Source organism: Nonlabens sp. MB-3u-79, assembly GCF_002831625.1.
GTDB lineage: Bacteria > Bacteroidota > Bacteroidia > Flavobacteriales > Flavobacteriaceae > Nonlabens.
On sequence record NZ_CP025116.1, the window covers coordinates 900,123 to 919,600 of the forward strand.

Here is a 19,478-nt window from a genome sequence, read left to right on the forward strand (position 1 = left end):
GTAGCTATAAAAATATTTTCATACTATCATTTGTAGATAGGTTTAATATAATTAACTGTATTGTTAAGATGGATTGACTATAACAAATCCAATGTTTTGATGCATCACCCGTTAGTATCCATATAGAAGTTATTCTGTTTTAGCAAAAGGTAGATGGTCCAGCTTCCCCAATAAAAAAGCAGCTCTTGAATCAAGAGCTGCTTTAAAGTTAATGGAGTTGAATCCTTACAAATCATATCTCACTTGTAAATACACATAACGTGGTTGCACCGTATAAAACTGAGTACTAGTAGCAATCTGACCAAAAGAGTTGTTATTCAATGCCTCTGTATTTAGCAAGTTAGTAGCTGCAACTTTATATTCCCATTTAGAATCTGGCTTGTTATAAAATAAGGCGGCTTCTAAGAAATCGTAATTATTGCTCACATCACCTGAGGCTCTAAAGAGGTTCAGATCATAATCTACATCAAAGAACCACGCTTTATTAATTTGCCAGTCGGTATTTAAGGTAATGGTTTGTGTGGTGGCATCATTAATTTGCCCACCGTTATCTGAGTTATTAAATGCTATATTATAACCTACATCAAAGTTGACTCCCTCTTTATAATTACTTCTTGCACTTACACCATAACCATGATTGATGTTTTGTGATTCTCTGGCATTACCGTTAATAATGTTGTTGAATGTACTCCAACTCAGATTTGTATTTACACTGGCTCTAATTTTTCCAAATTCTCTAGAAAAACTACCAGAACCACTCGCAGTTTCATTTGCAAATGGGGAATTTATCAAGTTACTTTGCTGGTTAATATCTTCAATATTTACACTGCTTTGTATCGCATCTGTAGTTTTTGAATAAGAAAGTTGCGCACGTATATTTGTGTAATTAAACATATTAAAATTGAAGTAATTTAAACTGTAACGATCGTTTAAAGCACCAGTTAATTGGTTATTACCGCTAAATAAGGAGTTGTAGTTATTAAAAACTGTTCCTAATGCATAATTCTCAACATCTGTAAAACTTACGGTCCTACGGTAATCAAAATTGATGTTTTCACTAGATCTTAAGGCAAAACGCACATTAAAATCTGGAAGGATTTCTTGAAAATCTAACTCGTTAGTGTTATCTAGCTGAGTGTCTTCTATATGAAAACTATGGGCTGTTACTCCTGGCGTTATAGTGAATTTACCCGTAATGAACTTATAATGCACCGCACCGAATAGGTCTCTGAATTTATAATTCACATCGTTTCCTAAAGCCGGATCTGTAAGGTCATTTTGAGAGCCGTCGTTACGTATTTGAAAGATGTTGGTGTTGTAATCTTGATTTACAATAGATGTTCCGACTGTAAAGTTGATGTTACTTTTCTTGTTCAATACTCTCCAATAGTCCACCTTAGCGTCTAATTTTTGGCTTTCCACAAATTTTTGTTGATTGATATTGTATGGGTCTGCTGGGTCGAGTCCTAAATTTCCACTAAAAGGCTCTGGATCTTGTATGCCTTGACGGTCTCTAATAGCGTTATAAAAAGGATCTTCCTCTGCATCTACATACCTAGCTTCTAAAGCAAAAATGTCTTTATCGCTCAATGTATAATACATGTTTATCGATTGATCTAATGTAATAGGTTTTTGAGATTCGTTTTGATCGATATCTTCTACAAAACCACTACGAGAAGAAGTAAAATCATTGAACTGAGTTACATCACTTAAATTTACCTGACCATCATATTCAAAAGTAAAATTTTCATTAGGCTTATAATCTGCTCCTAATTTGAAAATCCCTATTTGATTGCGTTGAAAGGATCTGTCTTCCGTATTTTCCACAACGCCAGTCTCAATAAATGTTCTGCTTGCTGTAGTTTCTTGTTCCGTATCGGTACTTGAGAAAATAGCAAACCCATCTAAACTTAGAGCTTTATTTACTTGCCATGAGCCATTAAATGCACCAAATTTACTTTCGATTTCTTTAGCACGATTTGCTTGAAGGTTTAAAATTCCTCCTGCGCCTACTCCTACATTTATAGTAGATCCAGAAGCTCTAGTATTACCTCTATTAAAACCTGTAAAACGCAAGTATTCTCTAAATGTAAATGACTGTAATCCTAGATTATTAAAATCTGTAAGAATGTTTATAGAAACATCTGGACTGTAATAAAAAGCTTTAGGCTTTGCTTGATAACGCACTGCATCGTCACCTTGACCTATCGCACCAGTAACTTCTCCAAACCAGAAATTCTTCTTTCCTTCTTTTAATCTAATGTTAATCGCAATGCGATCATCATCATTCCCGAGTCCTTTCAACTGGCTTTGATTGTTAAAGTTTTTTAATACCTCAACTTTCCCAACTGCATCTGCAGGAATGTTTTTTGTGGCCAACCTGGAGTCTCCTTCAAAGAACTCTTTTCCATCTACAAAAACTCGCTCGACTGTTTTTCCCTCTACTTGAATATCTCCATCTTCATTTACCTCGACTCCTGGAAGTTTTTGAAGGACATCACCTAATTTACGCTCTGTACCGTTTGTAAAACTGTCTGCATTATAAATAATAGTATCTCCTTTGATAGATACGGGCATGTCATAAACGATGTTGACCGCATCTAGCATGTTTTCATCTTCTAGCATGACATAATTTTTCATTAGGTCATCTTGAATGTTTTTTACGGTATCTACGATGGTTTTAAGGCCTAAAAAAGATACTTTAAGAACATAAGTGCTGTCTTTTTTAAGATTGCGTAGTTGGTATTTTCCCGCATCATTAGTAATACCAAAAGCGCCTAAGTTCTTATCCTTTTGATAAGCAATTACATTAGCCATTTGAAGTGGTGTGCCCGCACTATCTACTACTACACCAGTTATTTTTACTGACTGAGCTCCGGCTAGGTAAAATACAAAACAAGCTAGAAGTGTTAAGAGTAAGTTTTTTTTCATTTTAGTTTTTTTGATTAAAAAATGCGAGAACAGTGGTTAGCATACTCTCGCATATCAATAGTATTTAATAGTATCTATTACTCTCCACGACCGCGTCTGCCGCGACCCCATCGCTCTGACATTTCTCTCATTTTTTCTTTGAATAGGCTATTGTATTCTTCTTCGGTAGTTTCTTTTCCTTTAGTAGCAGGTTTGATATCCTCTTTTTCTTCTGGGTTGACTTCGATCTTACTACAAAGTAATGTAGTATTTCCAGCACTTACTTCAAGAATTAACCCTGGAAGACCTGCGTACTCTGCAGGGCCATGCTGCACTGGAATCTGAGGTGTGAACCATGCGGTAATTTCTACTTGTGGGTCTTGTTCAAAAACCTCTTCTATATTGCCATTTGCAAGTGCTAGGCTGTCCTTTTTCTTTTCTTCTGCACTATCACCTCTACGTCTTCTAAAGGAAGACCAGTCCAGTTCATTGTTCTTTTTATATGCTACTGCTTTTATCGCTTGATACTGGCCTATCATTCTAGTTTCACCTGTGATTTTCCATTCTAATTGCGGAATACTGTCTTTTATTAAAAACATTTTTCCCATCATGTCACGTTGTTCGATCCACTGACCTTCTTTTAGGTTTTTATATTTCTCTCCACCCATAGAAGTCCCCATAAAGTTTCCCATACCACCACCTTGCCCAGGTGCCGAAAGCTCTTTTTCTTCTTTATAAATAGATTCATTACGGTTGAATTTCAACACATAAGTCTTTTCACCCATTTTCTTCATACGCTCCTCAATACGCTTTTTTTGTTGTGGAGACATCTCACGACCTTCTGGCATCCAGCTCATATCTGTTTTAGTCTTAGACATGTAAGTCGCCTCACCATAAAATTCCTGAGCATTTAAGACTCCAGTAAAAATTATAGCAAGCGTTAATAAAATTGATTTTTTCATCTTTGATTTGATTTTAATGCAGACTCCAATTAGTAAGTCCTCGAATAAGACTGGGTAAAAATGGATTAGTTTCAAGTTAAGACAACTTTAACAAAACCATTAATTGTGTTGTATAAATACGTCCCCGCCGCGGCCGCTATTAAAACGCTCTCTCATCTCTTTATTTTTTTTCTCTTGTAACTCATCAAAATCCTTGGAAGAAATTTCTTTGCCCTTTTTAGGTTTCTTAATTTCAAAGTCCTCTGGGTTCATCTCGATCTTATTACAAAGAATAGTGATGTTCCCTTCATTCAATTCCAAGATCAATCCAGGCAAACCTTGATAAATTCCAGGTCCATTACTTATGGGAATATCCATGGTAAACCAAGCGGTCACAACTTTATCTTTATCCTCGACCATACCGAGTAAACCCGTTTCTTTTTCTTCCTCTACTTTCTTCTCTTTTTCCTTCTTTTCTTTTTTAGGGTAGGTATAGGTTGCTTTCATCACATTGTACTTTCCTATCATCTTTTTCTCTCCAGTTACTTTCCAGGCTAGTGGTTCAATTTTATCAGTAACCAGAAATTCCTTTCCTTGAATTTGATCTTCTCTTAAAAAGCTTTGCGCATTGAGATCTTTATAAGTGGTTCCATAAGTATCTCCATTTCCAGAGAATGAAACTTCTATACTCATACCATTACTAGGCTTTTTAGGAGCAGCTAATGCCTGCACTTTTTCATAGAGTGACTCGGTGCGAGAAAATTTTAACGTGAATTCTGCCTCGCCCGCTTTTTTCATGGCTTCATTGAATATTTTGCGCATAGCAGGATCCATTTTTGACATACTGGAACTATCCTTGGGCTTTTCTAACGTCATCTTACTTTGATAATGAGCGATTCCAGTAAAGTCTTGTTGCGCTTGTAAAGTATACGCTTTCGCGAAAGCGAGAACAACAAAAAGGAGCATACTAAGCCTATATTTTTTCATGTCAAATGGGTTTTAAGATCATTCAAATATGAACTATTTTTATAGTTACATCTATTATGCTGCGTTAATATTTGTTAACCGACTTCCTACTGTAGAGGGAATAGCGCACCTTTGAATTATGAATGATAGAAAATATCACTTTATTCTTGTCCTGATAAGTGTGGTCATCGCCGCTACGCTAGCCATACAACTGTACTGGAATTACAACAATTTCCAGGAGTCTAAAAGAGTACTGGTTTCTGACTTGCAAATGAGTCTGGATAAGAGTGTAGATGTTTATTATGAACAACTGATTAAAAGAAATAATTTAGGAATCATCGTTGATGAGACTACTAATAGAAAGGCAGAGTTTGACAAAATATTTAGAAGAATGGATAGTGTCAATCGTGCCTCTGGATATCGAGGTTTTAACCTTGATAACGTGGCAACCAGTGACCTTTCTGAAATCAGAATTTACAAAGGCATCTCTATGGATAGTCTCAATAGGATAAGACCTATGGAGGACTTGTGGAATTTTCCCAATTATGAAATTCAGAAACCTGACGGTAGTTTTAAAGAGTTGCAGGTAGAAACTTTTTTTTCTGATCAACACAACCTAGAGGAGACTATATCGTCACTGACTAGCAAAATAGTAGTAAGTATCCAAGAGGATCAAATGAATCTAAAACGTATGGATAGTCTTATATCGGCAAACCTTCAATTGCGAGGCCTTGATATCACACACGATGTTGCTATTGTAAAAGCTACCGATAATAATCTTCTTCAAAAAAACACCCTCAAAGCAAATTCAGAATTATTAAAAAGCGGTGACAGTTTACTAATGAGTTATTCTGGTCTTTCTCCTGAAATATACAGACTCAATCTAACTGGTATTATTCTCAGTGCATTACTTATCACAGCAGTAGTTCTTTGCCTATTTTATCTGTTACAAATTATAAGAAAACAAAAAGCGTTGGGAGAGATGAAAAACGATCTCATTTCTAACATCACTCATGAGTTTAAAACACCCATCGCTACTGCAAGCGCCGCCTTAGAAGGTGTTCAAAGTTTTACTAATAGTGGTGATCAAGATAAAACAGATCGTTATTTGAGTATGGGCCGCGAGCAACTCGTGAAACTTAATGGTATGGTAGAGCGCATCCTTGAAACAGCTACTTTGGACAGTGACGAATTAATGTTGCAAAAAAGTGGTGTGGAGATCAATGAATTGATTGAAGTAATTATACACAAACACCAAAACCAAACTTCTAAAAAGATCTCTTTTATAGAAGAAAGCAAAGGAGTTGTGTTCAATGCCGATGCTTTTCATCTAGAAAATGCCATCAACAACCTTATTGATAATGCTATAAAATATGGTGGTGATCAGATTGAGGTCAGCCTTCGTAAGCATACAGAATCTATAAGTATAACGGTTACTGATGATGGGAAAAACTTGAGTTCTAAAGACGTACGACTTATTTTTGATAAATTTTACAGAGTAGGGAAAGGAAACCGTCATGATGTAAAAGGGTTTGGGATAGGTTTATTCTATACAAAATCCATCATTGAAAAGCACAAGGGTACCGTTACTGCAACTGTACAACCACAAACCTCTTTTAAAATCACTTTGCCTTATGAATAAAGATACTATAAACATCATACTTGCCGAAGATGAACCTGCATTAGGAATGATCGTTAAAGAAAGTCTGGAAACTCGAGGTTTTAGTGTACGTCATGAATTAAATGGCGCTCTTGCGCTCGATGCATTTCATGAAAAACAACCCGATATTCTTGTTCTAGATGTAATGATGCCAAAATTAGATGGTTTTGAATTGGCTAAAAAAATACGAGTAGAAAATGAGGAAATTCCCATCATTTTCCTGACCGCAAAATCACAGACAGAAGACGTTTTGGAAGGTTTTCACGTAGGCGGTAACGACTACCTTAAGAAGCCTTTTTCCATGGAAGAGCTCATTGTGCGCATCGAGAGTTTACTCAGCAGGCAAACCGTTCAAAAAACAGCTGCTATTTATGAATTAGGAGACTATTCCTTTAATTTTCCCAAGCAGCATCTTATATATAAAGAAGAGGTAACAAAACTCACTCATAGAGAGGCACATTTGCTCTATCACTTAGTTTTAAAGAAAAATAAAGTGTTAGACCGCACCTTTATTCTTAAAAAATTATGGGGTAATGACGACTTTTTCTCTGGTCGTAGTATGGATGTCTTTATCACAAAGTTGCGCAAAAAACTAGCACTAGATGATGAACTAGAAATAGTAAATGTGCGCGGTTACGGCTATAAGTTAATAACGCCTTAAACTATACCCGATTTTCAGTTCTTGATAAAAAATCTACACGCTATCACAAGGGCTGTATCTATTTTTAGACGAGCTATCCACTTAGCCGTAAATGACAGCTGTTTATTCCTGATCAGATGATCATCTGTATAAAAACTTTCTTAGAACACATACTGCTTGATTCACGGATTCCTGCATTTAAATGAATTGCTAGAAATATCCATCACATAGTTGTAATTTGCTGTTTATGAAGTGGACGTTTTTCTTATTTTTTATTTGCATGATGGCACAAGGTCAAAAAACTGACAAAGGCTTTGACCTCATGGCAGACTCTTTTTATGGAGTTGACGACTTCGCAGCGATTTATTACGGTAAAAACGGTGCTTTTATTAAGAAAAAAGGAAAAGAAACTCAGCAGTTTTATGATGTACTGTTGGGGGATCTTACCGAGGTAGATTTAATCAATCCTTTGAGCATCTTATTATTTTATAAGGATACTCAAACTGTTGTATTACTGGATAACCGCCTTAATGAAAAGCAGCGTATTTCATTAAACCAACTCTCTCCTTCTCGATTTTATGAACACGCCAAACTTGCTGGTGAACGAAGGCTCTGGCTTCACGATCTGGATCAAAATAGGCTAGAGCTTTATGATTACATCAATAACAGGACGCTTATTAGTACGGCTGTTTTAAAGGATGATATTTCTCAATTGTTAAGTGATTATAATTTTTGCCATGTGGTGAGTAAAAACTACATAGAAACTTATAATTCTTATGGTAGTAAAACAGCCACTATGCCATTTGTAGAAGGCTCATTGCTTGATTATGATTTTGAAAGCCTTATTATCCTTAAGGATCATCAAGTTAAAGTGATGAGGATGGATAAAGAGTACCGCTTTCGCGAAAGCGAGATAACCACTAGAAGCATATCAGAAAAGGAAGTGAATTCCCTTTATCTAAAGAATGGAAAACTTTATATTTGGACCGGTAAACGTGTAGACGTCTATACCATCAACCTCATTAAGAATTAAACATGCATATAGCCGTTGCTGGAAATATAGGCGCAGGTAAAACCACGCTTACTCAATTACTTGCCAAACATTACAAATGGACACCTCAATTTGAGGATGTTTTAGAAAACCCCTATTTAGAAGATTTCTATCAAGACATGGAACGCTGGTCGTTTAATCTACAGGTATATTTCTTGAACAGCCGTTTCCGTCAGATTTTGGAAATACGTGAAAGCGGTAAAAAAATCATTCAAGACCGGACGATATATGAAGACGCAAGCATTTTTGCTCCTAACCTTCATGCGATGGGATTGTTATCACAACGTGATTTTGATAATTACAGCTCCCTATTTGACCTTATGGAAAAAGTAGTTGCTGCTCCAGATTTGTTGATCTACTTGCGCAGTTCTATTCCTAACCTAGTGAACCAAATACACAAACGAGGTCGCGATTATGAAAACAGCATTTCTATAGACTACCTAAGCCGTTTGAACGAACGTTATGAAGGGTGGGTTCATGGTTATAAGAAGGGGAATCTATTGATCATCGATGTAGATGATATAGATTTTGTCAATAATCCTGAAGATTTAGGAGAGGTTATCAATAAAATAGATGCAGAGATGACAGGGCTTTTTGCTTAAAATTTGCTGAATTAAAATAAACAAAGCCTGTTCTAAATTACCAGAACAGGCTTTGTTATTTATAAGGTTTTCCAGCTTTCAAAATCACAAATCCCGTATTTAAATCCTATCCCTATTCAACTGGGCTTTTCTCTAACGGCATAGCTGATATTGTCAAATACAAGAGGCGAAAACAGCAAAAGTAATTTGTTGCGGTGCTACTGGACCACCTCAATTCCTTGATTCAAAATCGGTTTTTAATACCCAACTTTAGAACGCACACGTTTCAACACACTATCTGCAATATGTCGCGCCTTAAAAGCTCCTTCTTCAAGCGCCATGTCTAATTCGTGTCTATTCTCCATTAAGTAGTCGTAACGTTCTCTAGCTTCCTTAAAGCGTTCACAAAGTGCTTCAAATAATGCCTGCTTTGCATGACCGTAACCATAATTTCCTGCAGCATAATTATTGCGCATTTCTTGAATCTTTTGCTCTGGTGCAATTAATTTATATAAGGCAAAAACATTACAGGTTTCTGTGTTTTTAGGTTCTTCAAGTGGTGTACTATCGGTTTCTATAGACATACACTGCTTGCGTAAGTTTTTATCTGATTGGAAAATATCAATAATGTTACCTCTAGACTTGCTCATTTTACCGCCATCGGTTCCAGGAACGAGGAGTCCGTCTTTTTGGATTTTGGCCTCAGGCTCTATAAAAGTAGTCCCCATTTTATTATTGAATCTACCCGCAACATCACGTGTTATTTCCACGTGTTGCAATTGATCCTTACCCACAGGAACGACCTCTGCGTCATAAAGTAAAATATCTGCAGCCATCAACATAGGATAAGTAAAAAGGCCTGCATTTACGTCTTCAAGTCGGTCTGCTTTATCTTTAAAGCTATGTGCAAGAGTCAGTCTTTGATAAGGATAAAAACAAGCGAGGTACCAATTCAATTCTGTTACTTGTGGAATATCGCTTTGTCTATAAAACACCGTTTTACTGATGTCTAGACCGCACGCCAGCCATGCCGCTGCAGTAGAATAAGTGTTTTCTCTTAATAATTCTCCATCTTTAATTTGGGTTAGAGAATGCATGTCTGCAATAAAAAGAAAGGAATCATTGTTTTCATCTGAGGACATTTCTATCGCTGGTAAAATAGCACCTAGAAGATTTCCTAAATGAGGTGTGCCAGTAGATTGAACGCCAGTAAGTATTCTTGCCATTATTTTTAATTGAGGATCAAAGATAATTAGTAATCCGTATTCTCAACAAAGGAATGTCTATTAATACCGCTTAAAAATCTGGAAGTCTTTAGTTTTAAGTGAGATCCTTAAAATAAGGTGCCTATTAAGTGATAAATTCGTCTATTTTTGACAACTTGAAATGGATACGCTACATATTAATGCCTTTATACCGTGTATGGTTTTACATACTGATGGGCATTCCTATTGTTATTTTGTTTCCGCTGCTATTGGTTCTAACCATTTCAGAAAAAACTTATTCCCTATTTTTTAAATTTGCTCAGTTTTGGGCAGCTATCATTCTATTTGGAATGGGGTTTTGGCCCTCTATTAAAAGAGCCGAGTCTATGAAAAAGGATCAAAGTTATATGCTAGTAGCCAACCATACGAGCATGAGTGATATTATGATAATGTTACTGATCTCCAAGAATCCTTTTGTTTTTGTAGGAAAAAAAGAACTGGCTAAAATTCCTGTTTTTGGTTTTTTCTATAAACGCACGTGTATCCTTGTTGATAGAAACAATCCTAAAAGTCGTACAGAGGTTTTTGACCGCGCGAGAAAGCGTATGCAGGACGGCGTAAGTATATGCATCTTTCCAGAAGGTGGCGTTTCTGACGATCTCAATATAGTGCTAGATACTTTTAAGGATGGTGCATTTAGGCTCGCCATAGAGCATCAAATCCCTGTTCTTCCGGTTACCTTATTTGATAATAAAAAACGTTTCCCTTTTCATTTTTTTAAAGGAGGCCCTGGAATGATGAGGGCACAGACGCATAAGGCTATAGATACTAAAGGTATGAGTGTTGCTGCAGATAAGGTACGCTTTCGCGAAAGCGTCAGAAACATCATTCTTCATTCCTTAGAAAACGGACCACTAACCTCTTAAAACAGAAAAACCGCTCCATGGCACAGGAACGGCTTCTCATCATCATTGCAAATAATTGAGTTGAAATGAATCACCCTCAACATTCTTCTTTTCCTTTTTCACGAAAAATCTTAACTGACGTACAATGATTGTCAGCAATTTAAAATCTATACATAACACCGCTTTGAACACCTATGGTATAAGGTCTAAAGTCTGCAACGTTATTTCTTAATGTACTTAGCTGGTATTTAAATGTAGGCTCTATAAAAGCTCCTAATTGATTGGTAAAGTCATATCCTAATCCTAATCCAAAATTAGCACTCTGATTAAAGTCATTAAAATTGCGATCCTCGCCTAACTCTAATCGCTGACTGGAATTTTGAACAGCGACCACATTATCTGTTAAGAAAAGAGCACTGACTCCACCTAATACACTTATTTTAAACTTCCTATTCACAAGGTTGTATTGCAGTTCTAATGGCACTTCTATATAGCCTAGTTGCTGAGAAATCTCTCCTTTAATTCCTTGAAACTGATTACTTACCAATTCTTGTGCGGCAAAACCGGTCTCAAACGCATCGTTCAACAAAGGACTGTTACCAATGGAAGCGTCACTTACAGAGCTCGCATTATAAACTTGATCTAACTGCTGACCACGAGAGGCTATACTTACATTAACCTGATAATTGATGTCTTGTGTATTATAAGTCATGTTGATCTGATTGACTCCGGTTCTAAGACTTAAGCGAGGTGATATTTCATAGCTTAAACCAATTCCATAACTTAAATGAACACCCGCATTTTTACCATTATCACTAACTTCATTGTTGACAGAACTCCCGCTTAAGCTGTTAGAGTAGACTGGTCCTGCCTGTGTAGTAGCGGCCCATCTCCCTTTAAAAACATTCTCCTTAATGCTGTCTTCTTTTTTCTCTTGAGCAGCGATGTCTTCTAAAGTTGGCACACTCTTTTTAGTGGAATCTATAGCGGTAATGGCATTATTAATAACATCATCCTTGACTGCATTAGCTAGACCAAGATCCTTAGGGGTATACTTTAAAACAACTTCTTTTCTAGGGTCAGGAGTCGCCGACATAGGGTTTTTTACAGAAGGCTTTGTACTATGTTCTGAGCTGGCAACTCCAGCTTGTTGTTCTTTAATTGGTGTTGCAATAAAATTATCTTTTGTAGCACTGCCTTCTAAAGGCTTTTTATTGGTTCCCTGTGCATTTGAATAAAGCTGCTTTGGTTGTTCCTTAGCATTATATCGAGGGTCTGAATACCCATCAACAGACGTTGCCAAATCGCTTGTCTTTAAGGGAAGCTTTGCTCCAGTGTTCGCATTAGAATTCTCCTTTAAATTATTCAAGGGTTCTGAGCCCCCTTTTGTGTCTTCAGTTGCTAACTGGGTATCATTAGTTCTTTCCTTGAGGTATGGTACCGCGCCTTTACTAGAAAGCTCTTCGTTGTTTTTTAAAGAGTTTTGCGGCTTTGTCTTTGCGTCTCTGGACGTTTCGGAATTAACAAACGGCTGTTGTTTGCTACTCATATCATTATCCATACCGAAGTATAAGGATGTCAATAAGATCGCCAATCCCGCAGCAATTCCTCCTAGTACCCACCAAAATGGAATAATTCTACCCGTCTTGTTTTTATCGAGATCTTTTTCAATAGCATCCCAAACCTTTCCTGATGGTTGCACCTCAAAGTCTTTGAATCCTTCTTGAAAAAGTCTGTCTATGTTTTTCTTTTTACTCATAATTAACCGGCATTAGAATTGTGAGATTCACGCCATATTTTAACCATTGATTGCAGGTGTTGTCTAGCTCGTGCAAGATTAGATTTTGATGTACCCGTCGTAATTTTCATCATCTCTGCTATTTCTTTGTGACTGTATCCATCCATTACATACATAGTAAATACGAGTCTGTACCTTTCTGGCAACTCTTGCACCATGGATAATAATTTTTTAAGCGGCACATCATCTGATTCCTCTATCTGAACCGCCTCTAAATCTTCTAATTGGTCTTCATTTACCAGGTCGTATACCTTTACACCTCTATACCGCTGCAATGCAGTGTTTACTGCTATTCTTTTGCACCACCCTTCAAAAGAACCTTTAAATTTAAACTGATCTATTTTTTTAAATATGATGATAAAAGTGTCTTGCAATATGTCTTGAGCCTCTGCTTCATTAGGAGCATATCGCAAACATGATCCATATAGCTTAGGAGAAATTGTTTGATACAGTTCCTTTTGAGCCTTACGATCATTTTTCTGACATAATGTAATTATCTTTTTATACACCACGATTTAAAGTTCAATCATTCTTCAACAGGTATGGTATATTCTAAATAAGTCGCTTCATTATTTGCATCCAAACCATTAAAAAACTTAAATATATAGGTGCCATTACTGGCAGCTAGAAACCTTAAATCTCTTTGTGTTGTTACTACGCCTTCTTCACAATCACGGTTAGTAACGGAAGCTACTACCGTAATAACCCTCTCATTGAGATTAGAACTCACCTCAAAACCTGCAAACTGTTGACAATTATTTGTAAAGTCAAATGTCACCGGAATCGTATGCGTCTGTCCAAAAGTGAATGCTTGTGGTAATTCTACACTAACTACAGGTAGTGCCTCATAGTTAACAACTGACGACTCACCATCATCAATACTACAAGCATTGAGCATAACCGCTACAATAGCAATGATCATTAATATTTTATATTTCATATTCCTTTATAGTATTATATATATAAGATGCAACTTTTTACAAAAGGTTGCGTCTGTATTAAAAAAATAAAACCGCTAACGTTAAACGGTAGCGGTTTTAAAAGTTATTAGTCCGTAAAGTTTAAGCGTTTACTGCTTTTATAGCGGCCATGATTTTAACTTCCAACTCCTCTACAAGGTCTGGATTATCCTTAAGAATTGTCTTTACAGAATCTCGTCCTTGACCTAATTTAGTATCTTCATAAGAGAACCAAGAACCGGCTTTGTTTATGATTTCATAGTTAACCCCTAAATCGATGATCTCTCCTAATTTAGAAACTCCTTCACCGTACATGATATCAAACTCCGCCATTCTAAAGGGAGGTGCTACTTTATTCTTAACCACCTTAACACGGGTTTTGTTACCTAAAACATTACCAGCGCTATCTTTAATCTGTGTAGATCTTCTAATGTCAAGTCTCACCGATGCATAGAATTTCAAGGCATTACCACCAGTAGTTGTCTCTGGATTACCGAACATCACTCCTATCTTTTCACGTAACTGGTTGATAAAAATAACCGTACAATTGGTTTTTGAAATAGAACTGGTTAATTTTCTACATGCTTGAGACATTAGACGGGCATGAAGTCCCATTTTACTATCTCCCATTTCTCCTTCAATTTCACTTTTAGGAGTTAAGGCTGCTACGGAGTCAATTACAATAATATCTATTGCTCCAGAACGTATCAAATTATCTGCAATTTCTAATGCTTGCTCTCCATTATCTGGTTGAGAAATAATTAAGTTTTCCAAATCAACACCTAATTTCTCTGCATAAAAACGATCAAATGCGTGCTCTGCATCAATAAATGCGGCAATACCACCTGTTTTTTGGGCTTCGGCAATGGCGTGTAAGGTTAATGTAGTTTTACCTGAAGATTCTGGACCGTATATTTCAACAACTCTGCCACGAGGGTATCCACCTACACCTAGAGCTGCATTTAAGGCAAGAGATCCTGTAGAAATAGATTCTACCTCAACTACCTGCTTATCGCCCAATTTCATTACTGTTCCTTTACCATAAGCCTTGTCCAGCTTGTCAAGGGTAAGTTTAAGGGCTTTTAATTTTGCTTCTTTCTCTTTATCGTCTGCCATTGTAATTATTTTAGGTAAAAATACGGTCTAGAAAAAATAGAAACAACAGGATTAAGATTAGGTTATTAACGATGTTCCCTTTTTTGTTATATTCTTTTATCTCGCTTTCGCGAAAGCGAAATTTACAAATTCCTCATCCACAAAAAAAAAGGGAACCTCATAACGAGATTCCCTTTTCTATAATACTAATAATAATGGAGTTTGCTTACTCCTTTATAAACTTCAATGTGGCTTGTTGAGTGCCACTAGAAAGCCTCACAAAGTACATACCCTTAGATAAACTAGAGATATTGTCAATGTTGATCGTATGATTTACTTGATCAAAAGATCTTGTCATCACTTGTTGCCCTAAAGTATTGAAAACAACAACCTCAACGGAAGAAGCACCTCTCTGATCCATACTGATCGTCACCACATCTCCATTTACTGGATTTGGGTATAGACTTAAAGTACTTTCAAAAACATCCTCATTTCCTGCAGTTCCATCGATAATAAACATACCTACATGAAAGTCATAATCTTCAGGGTCATTTACAGTACCGTCAGTAGCAAAAAATGCAAATTGTACGGTTCCAGTATAAGAACTTAAATCAATAAACTCTCTTGTACCAGTCACAGATGGCTGGTTTGCTGCCGTCCATGTCATTAAAGAAATCCATGTCATACCTCCGTCAGTGGTAATTAATAAATCTACTTGATCATCAGATCCCATAGTATCTGTATCTGTTGCATTAGAAGCTCCACTAAATTGATAGTCTGTAACGGCTACCTCTATAGAAAGCACATCGTTACTTGTTCCAGACATATCATAAGACTCTGAAAGCAACCACTCTCTATCATTATTGGAGTATAAATTTACCAAGTTACTAGGGGTTGCTGTCCCAGCAAAATTCTCATAAGACCTGCCAGCTTTCCAGTCCGAAGAACCTACTGTCATAGGGCCGTCTGTAATCTCTCCAGAACCTGCTTCATCCCAACAAGCATTAGGCACATTGTTTGTGAAGTCTGTGGTATACGGATAGGTAGTAACAATAGCACACGAAGTTGTAAGACTAATTGGTCCAACAAAAGTGGTACTACAATCGGCTCTCACATACACATCATATGAAGTGTTTGCTGTTAAAGAAGCAATGGTATAAGGGTTTGTAGTAGCATTACTTGTTCCTGCAACTGGTGCTGGACCTCCTGATACAACTGCAACAACTTCCCAAGCAGTTCCTGCTGGAATGTTATTCTCTGTCCAACTTAATGTAGCTGAATCTGTAGTTACAGAATCAACTATTAAACCTGATACATCAACACAAGAAGGTCTAGGCGTACATGTATAGTTTGCCTCCCATCCAGCTCTTGTTACAGAAAAATCAGATGTAAATTCTATAGTTATAGCCCCTGATGGATTTAAGGCCGAAAAGACTGCTGGGTTTTCTAAGTCAGCTTCTAAAACCGCAGCGCTCGTGTCTAAACCATCATAAATAGTTAAGGTATCACAACAGTTTTCTAGATCTACTAAAGTAAAATCTAATGTTACCACATTTGCTGCAGTGTCTGGTAAATAGGTAAAGGTATAAGATTCATTATTTGAATAATCACCCGCAACTCCACCTGTATCATATACAGTATCGCCACATACAGCACTTGTCGTTACCCCAAGAGGTCCTACAAAAGTTGTTGAACAATCTGCACGAACATAAATGTCATATGCCGTACTTGAAGCAAGTCCCGTTACTGTGTAAGGTGTTGCAGTTGTATTAGTTGTTCCTACTACTGGAGCGGGATCACCTGCTGGTACTGCTATAACTTCCCAAGCCGTTGAAAGTGGAACATTGTTTTCAGTCCAACTTACAGTAACTGAATCTCCCGTAACAGAATCTATAGTAACTGCACTAACATTGTTACAAGTAGGCAATTCATTAAAGCTTACATCATCAATTGCAATATCATCATAAAAAGATCCAGAATCTGCTATTGAAAAACGAGCTTGTGCAGCGCCTGTGAAGGTTAACGTACTCAAGTCTATAATCTTTAATTCCCATCCTGCAGTATTTGTATTATAGGTACCCATTACATTCCAAGCAGCACCATCCCATACACTTACAGTTAATGTTGCACTGGCATTACCTTCGTTATCGCTTATCTCATAAAAGGAAAGAGCTGGTGCGCTTAGTCCAGAAACATCAACCAATGGCGAATTTAATTGTCCATCTGCAGCATCAGGTGATGAGTCATCTAAAACAGCATAGTAATTCCCAGATGCAGTTGATCCAGACAATGTACCTGCATTTCCTACGTGGTTAGGTCCTGTTAAATTAAATACCCAATCTTCATCTCCTCCTAGAGTCCAGCAATTAGGGACTGCACCTGCATTTTCAAAATCCTGTGTGTAAGGAGCAATTAGAGTAGTACAAGCAGTTGTAAAATTCACAGGTACTGGACTCCAAACGCTTTCATCTCCTACTGCACAAACTTCTCTTACGTGGACAAAATATTCTGTCTCTGCTGTTAAACCTGTTATCGTATAAGTCACATTAGGGTTTGCACCAGCAATATCAGACCATGAGCCAGAAACAGCTGGAGCAGTTCCAGCAACTGTTGTTAAGGAATATTCATAGTTTCCTGCACTCGTTGCATTACCGCTATCGAAATTGATAGTTGCCGTTACATCTGTATTACTAGCTAAAGTAAGGTTGGAAGTGTCTGGACATGATGGAATCGCTTCCCATGCAATATTATCTAAATACATAGAATCAAATGTTCCTGCAAAAATATGTCTGAAAGCAACATATTGATCTGTTCCTGTGTAGCTATCAAAATTCACAATAAACTCACTATGTGTTGTTGTAGGAGCTATTGCGCTTAATGAAGTAAATGTACTTGGGTCAGAAGGATCTGTAATTGTTCCTACTTCTAAAGTACTAGTTGCGGTACCTGCATCGGCAAAAAACCTAACTCTATGAGTCCCTGCCGCAAGGTTATTAAGCTCTGGACTAACTAAAATAGTCTCGCCTTCAGATGCTGTACCACTACCTATATTACCAGTTAAACCACCACTATAAAGTCGTACACCATTTGGTGCCGTGTTATCGGCAACAGTATTTGTAATTACAGTTGCAGCAGTTCCTGTTACCGGAGAACTAAAAGAATTCCAGCAAACAGGAAGATTAGGAGTAGAAACTCCGTCAAAGTTTTCGGCAAAAACAGCAACAGCAACACAATCTGTGGTAAAACTAAAAGGTCCTGCCCAAGCGGTTAGATCCCCCATTCCACAGTCGCTCTGTAAATAAAAATCATAGGTTGTTGCGCTCATTAGACCTGTTAGTGAAAAAGGAATCGTTGTATAAGAAACAGGAGTACCGGTTCCTTGAACAAATCCTGGAGCGCCATATTCAACATTTGTATTTGTAGAAGTGTTGGCATTGGTAAAATCGATAGTTGCTCCATCAATTGAAGTCGCTGTTACCAATACATTAGTGGGAGCAAAACAACTAGGCGCTTCATCAAACACTACATTATCAATTGCGAGATCTCCTTCAAAAGTACCTGCACTTGTAGCTCTAAATGTAATAGAGATCGTCTGCCCTACATAAGCTGCTAAATCTACAACTGCAATTCCCCAAGGAGCTGTGTCACTTGTTTGTTGCTGTCCTGACAAACTCCAAACATTTGTTGTTCCATTTACTAATACATCTAACGTTCCTATTTCATTACCAAACATGTGGTAATTAAATGATAATGCTGGTGCTGTTAATGCTGTTAAATCTACTAGTGGAGATACTAAATCTGTAGTATCCCCTATAGCACCACCTGATGCTTCTGTATAGAAATAGTTTCCAGTAGTGATGGATGGATCTGGCCCTGTTCCACTTGATCCATTATCAGTTCCTGGAGCAGACTCCCAATAATAAGATCCTCCTGTTCCTGCCCAACAGTTTCCTGATGCAAATGCAGATGTTGATGTAGTAAACAATTCAAAATCTTCAGTGTAAGCTGCTGCAACAGGAGAACATAAGGTTGAAAAACTAATAGGGCCTACATATGTACTTGTCCCAGCACCACAATTAGACTGTAAATAAAAGCTATATGCCGTATTCTGTGTTAAACCGGTAATATTTACTGTAATAGCATCTGCAGCAGTTGTACCGCTAGTAATCACATTTACTCCTTGCGCATCACCATCTGGCACCACTTCCCAATTGTAACCCGCATCTTCAGTAGAAGAATCTGTCCAATCCATAGTAGCAGTAATATCTGTTGCATTGTTCAAAACAACGTTTGAAGGCACTGTACACGCCGGTGGACTAGGTACGACTATCATAAAAGACGCCTCTAACTCATCTGCTGGAGTTTCCCAGCCAGAAGTAGCATCGTTATTTGTACCGTCATCAGGAGAGGTACCACCGTTATTACCTATGGATGCTCCATAAGCAGTAACATCTATAGTTGTTCCGTCCCAACCGTCAGCATATCTGTCATAGCAATTCACCCAATAAGTTCCGGGTGTAAGCATGATGTCTTGATTAATGAGTCCCTGTGCATTACCGTAAGTACCGTCACCTTGACCCCAAATTTGAGTTCCAGCGCCATCAGCCATATCGGTAATATTGACCCATTTTTCTGTAGTAAAACTACCTCCAGTGGTAGTAATGTTAATGGTAGACTGCGCGCTGGAAAAGATTCCAAACGCAACGATTACCAAGGTTGATAAGAGTAATTTTAATTTCATATTTAGTTATTAAGGTTAATTTTCAA

The 19,478-nt window shown here is 37.3% G+C and carries 14 protein-coding genes; 5 read left to right on the forward strand and 9 right to left on the reverse strand.

Going from position 1 to position 19,478, the window contains the following annotated elements:
* Window positions 1–225 precede the first annotated feature (225 nt).
* From CW736_RS04055 to CW736_RS04065, 3 genes are all read right to left on the reverse strand, one after another.
* A complete protein-coding gene (locus tag CW736_RS04055) occupies window positions 226–2,931 on the reverse strand; it encodes a carboxypeptidase-like regulatory domain-containing protein (RefSeq protein WP_101012687.1) in 2,706 nt (901 codons plus the stop codon).
* A 77-nt stretch (window positions 2,932–3,008) separates the two neighbouring features.
* Window positions 3,009–3,872 carry a GLPGLI family protein gene (locus tag CW736_RS04060; protein ID WP_101012688.1) on the reverse strand — a complete coding sequence of 288 codons (864 nt, stop codon included), beginning with the start codon at window positions 3,870–3,872 and terminating at the stop codon, window positions 3,009–3,011.
* A 99-nt stretch (window positions 3,873–3,971) separates the two neighbouring features.
* Window positions 3,972–4,838, reverse strand: a complete 867-nt coding sequence (locus CW736_RS04065; protein WP_101012689.1) for a GLPGLI family protein — start codon at window positions 4,836–4,838, stop codon at window positions 3,972–3,974.
* 118 nt (window positions 4,839–4,956) lie between these two features.
* On the opposite strand from CW736_RS04065, the gene CW736_RS04070 reads away from it, so the two are divergent.
* The 4 genes from CW736_RS04070 to CW736_RS04085 all read left to right on the forward strand — a co-directional run bounded on the left by CW736_RS04070 (window position 4,957) and on the right by CW736_RS04085 (window position 8,770).
* Window positions 4,957–6,459: a sensor histidine kinase gene (locus CW736_RS04070; protein ID WP_101012690.1), complete on the forward strand. Its 1,503-nt coding sequence runs from the start codon at window positions 4,957–4,959 to the stop codon at window positions 6,457–6,459.
* Window positions 6,452–7,138: a response regulator transcription factor gene (locus CW736_RS04075; RefSeq protein WP_101012691.1), complete on the forward strand. Its 687-nt coding sequence runs from the start codon at window positions 6,452–6,454 to the stop codon at window positions 7,136–7,138. Before CW736_RS04070 ends, CW736_RS04075 begins: the two co-directional genes overlap by 8 nt.
* A gap of 226 nt (window positions 7,139–7,364) precedes the next feature.
* Window positions 7,365–8,150 carry a hypothetical protein gene (locus CW736_RS04080; protein ID WP_101012692.1) on the forward strand — a complete coding sequence of 262 codons (786 nt, stop codon included), beginning with the start codon at window positions 7,365–7,367 and terminating at the stop codon, window positions 8,148–8,150.
* 2 nt (window positions 8,151–8,152) lie between these two features.
* Window positions 8,153–8,770: a deoxynucleoside kinase gene (locus tag CW736_RS04085; RefSeq protein ID WP_101012693.1), complete on the forward strand. Its 618-nt coding sequence runs from the start codon at window positions 8,153–8,155 to the stop codon at window positions 8,768–8,770.
* Window positions 8,771–9,006: 236 nt separating this feature from the next.
* Here the strand turns inward: CW736_RS04085 and trpS are convergent, their stop codons facing one another.
* On the reverse strand, window positions 9,007–9,975 hold the full coding sequence (trpS, locus tag CW736_RS04090) for a tryptophan--tRNA ligase (RefSeq protein ID WP_101012694.1): 969 nt from the start codon (window positions 9,973–9,975) through the stop codon (window positions 9,007–9,009).
* Between the two features lie 212 nt (window positions 9,976–10,187).
* Between trpS and CW736_RS04095 the strand changes: the two genes are divergently transcribed.
* Entirely contained in the window at window positions 10,188–10,880 is a 693-nt protein-coding gene (locus CW736_RS04095) for a lysophospholipid acyltransferase family protein (protein WP_101015024.1), read from the forward strand.
* 139 nt (window positions 10,881–11,019) lie between these two features.
* Here CW736_RS04095 and CW736_RS04100 read toward each other — a convergent pair whose 3' ends face one another.
* From CW736_RS04100 to CW736_RS04120, 5 genes are all read right to left on the reverse strand, one after another.
* On the reverse strand, window positions 11,020–12,618 hold the full coding sequence (locus tag CW736_RS04100) for an outer membrane beta-barrel protein (protein WP_101012695.1): 1,599 nt from the start codon (window positions 12,616–12,618) through the stop codon (window positions 11,020–11,022).
* A gap of 2 nt (window positions 12,619–12,620) precedes the next feature.
* Entirely contained in the window at window positions 12,621–13,166 is a 546-nt protein-coding gene (locus CW736_RS04105; protein ID WP_317044414.1) for an RNA polymerase sigma factor, read from the reverse strand.
* A 17-nt stretch (window positions 13,167–13,183) separates the two neighbouring features.
* Window positions 13,184–13,597, reverse strand: coding sequence for a hypothetical protein (locus tag CW736_RS04110; RefSeq protein ID WP_101012697.1), 414 nt, complete (start codon window positions 13,595–13,597; stop codon window positions 13,184–13,186).
* A gap of 121 nt (window positions 13,598–13,718) precedes the next feature.
* A complete protein-coding gene (gene recA, locus CW736_RS04115; RefSeq protein ID WP_101012698.1) occupies window positions 13,719–14,732 on the reverse strand; it encodes a recombinase RecA in 1,014 nt (337 codons plus the stop codon).
* 205 nt (window positions 14,733–14,937) lie between these two features.
* The gene (locus CW736_RS04120) at window positions 14,938–19,452 is read right to left on the reverse strand and encodes a fibronectin type III domain-containing protein (protein ID WP_101012699.1); all 4,515 of its coding nucleotides are present in this window, start codon (window positions 19,450–19,452) and stop codon (window positions 14,938–14,940) included.
* Window positions 19,453–19,478: the final 26 nt, after the last annotated feature.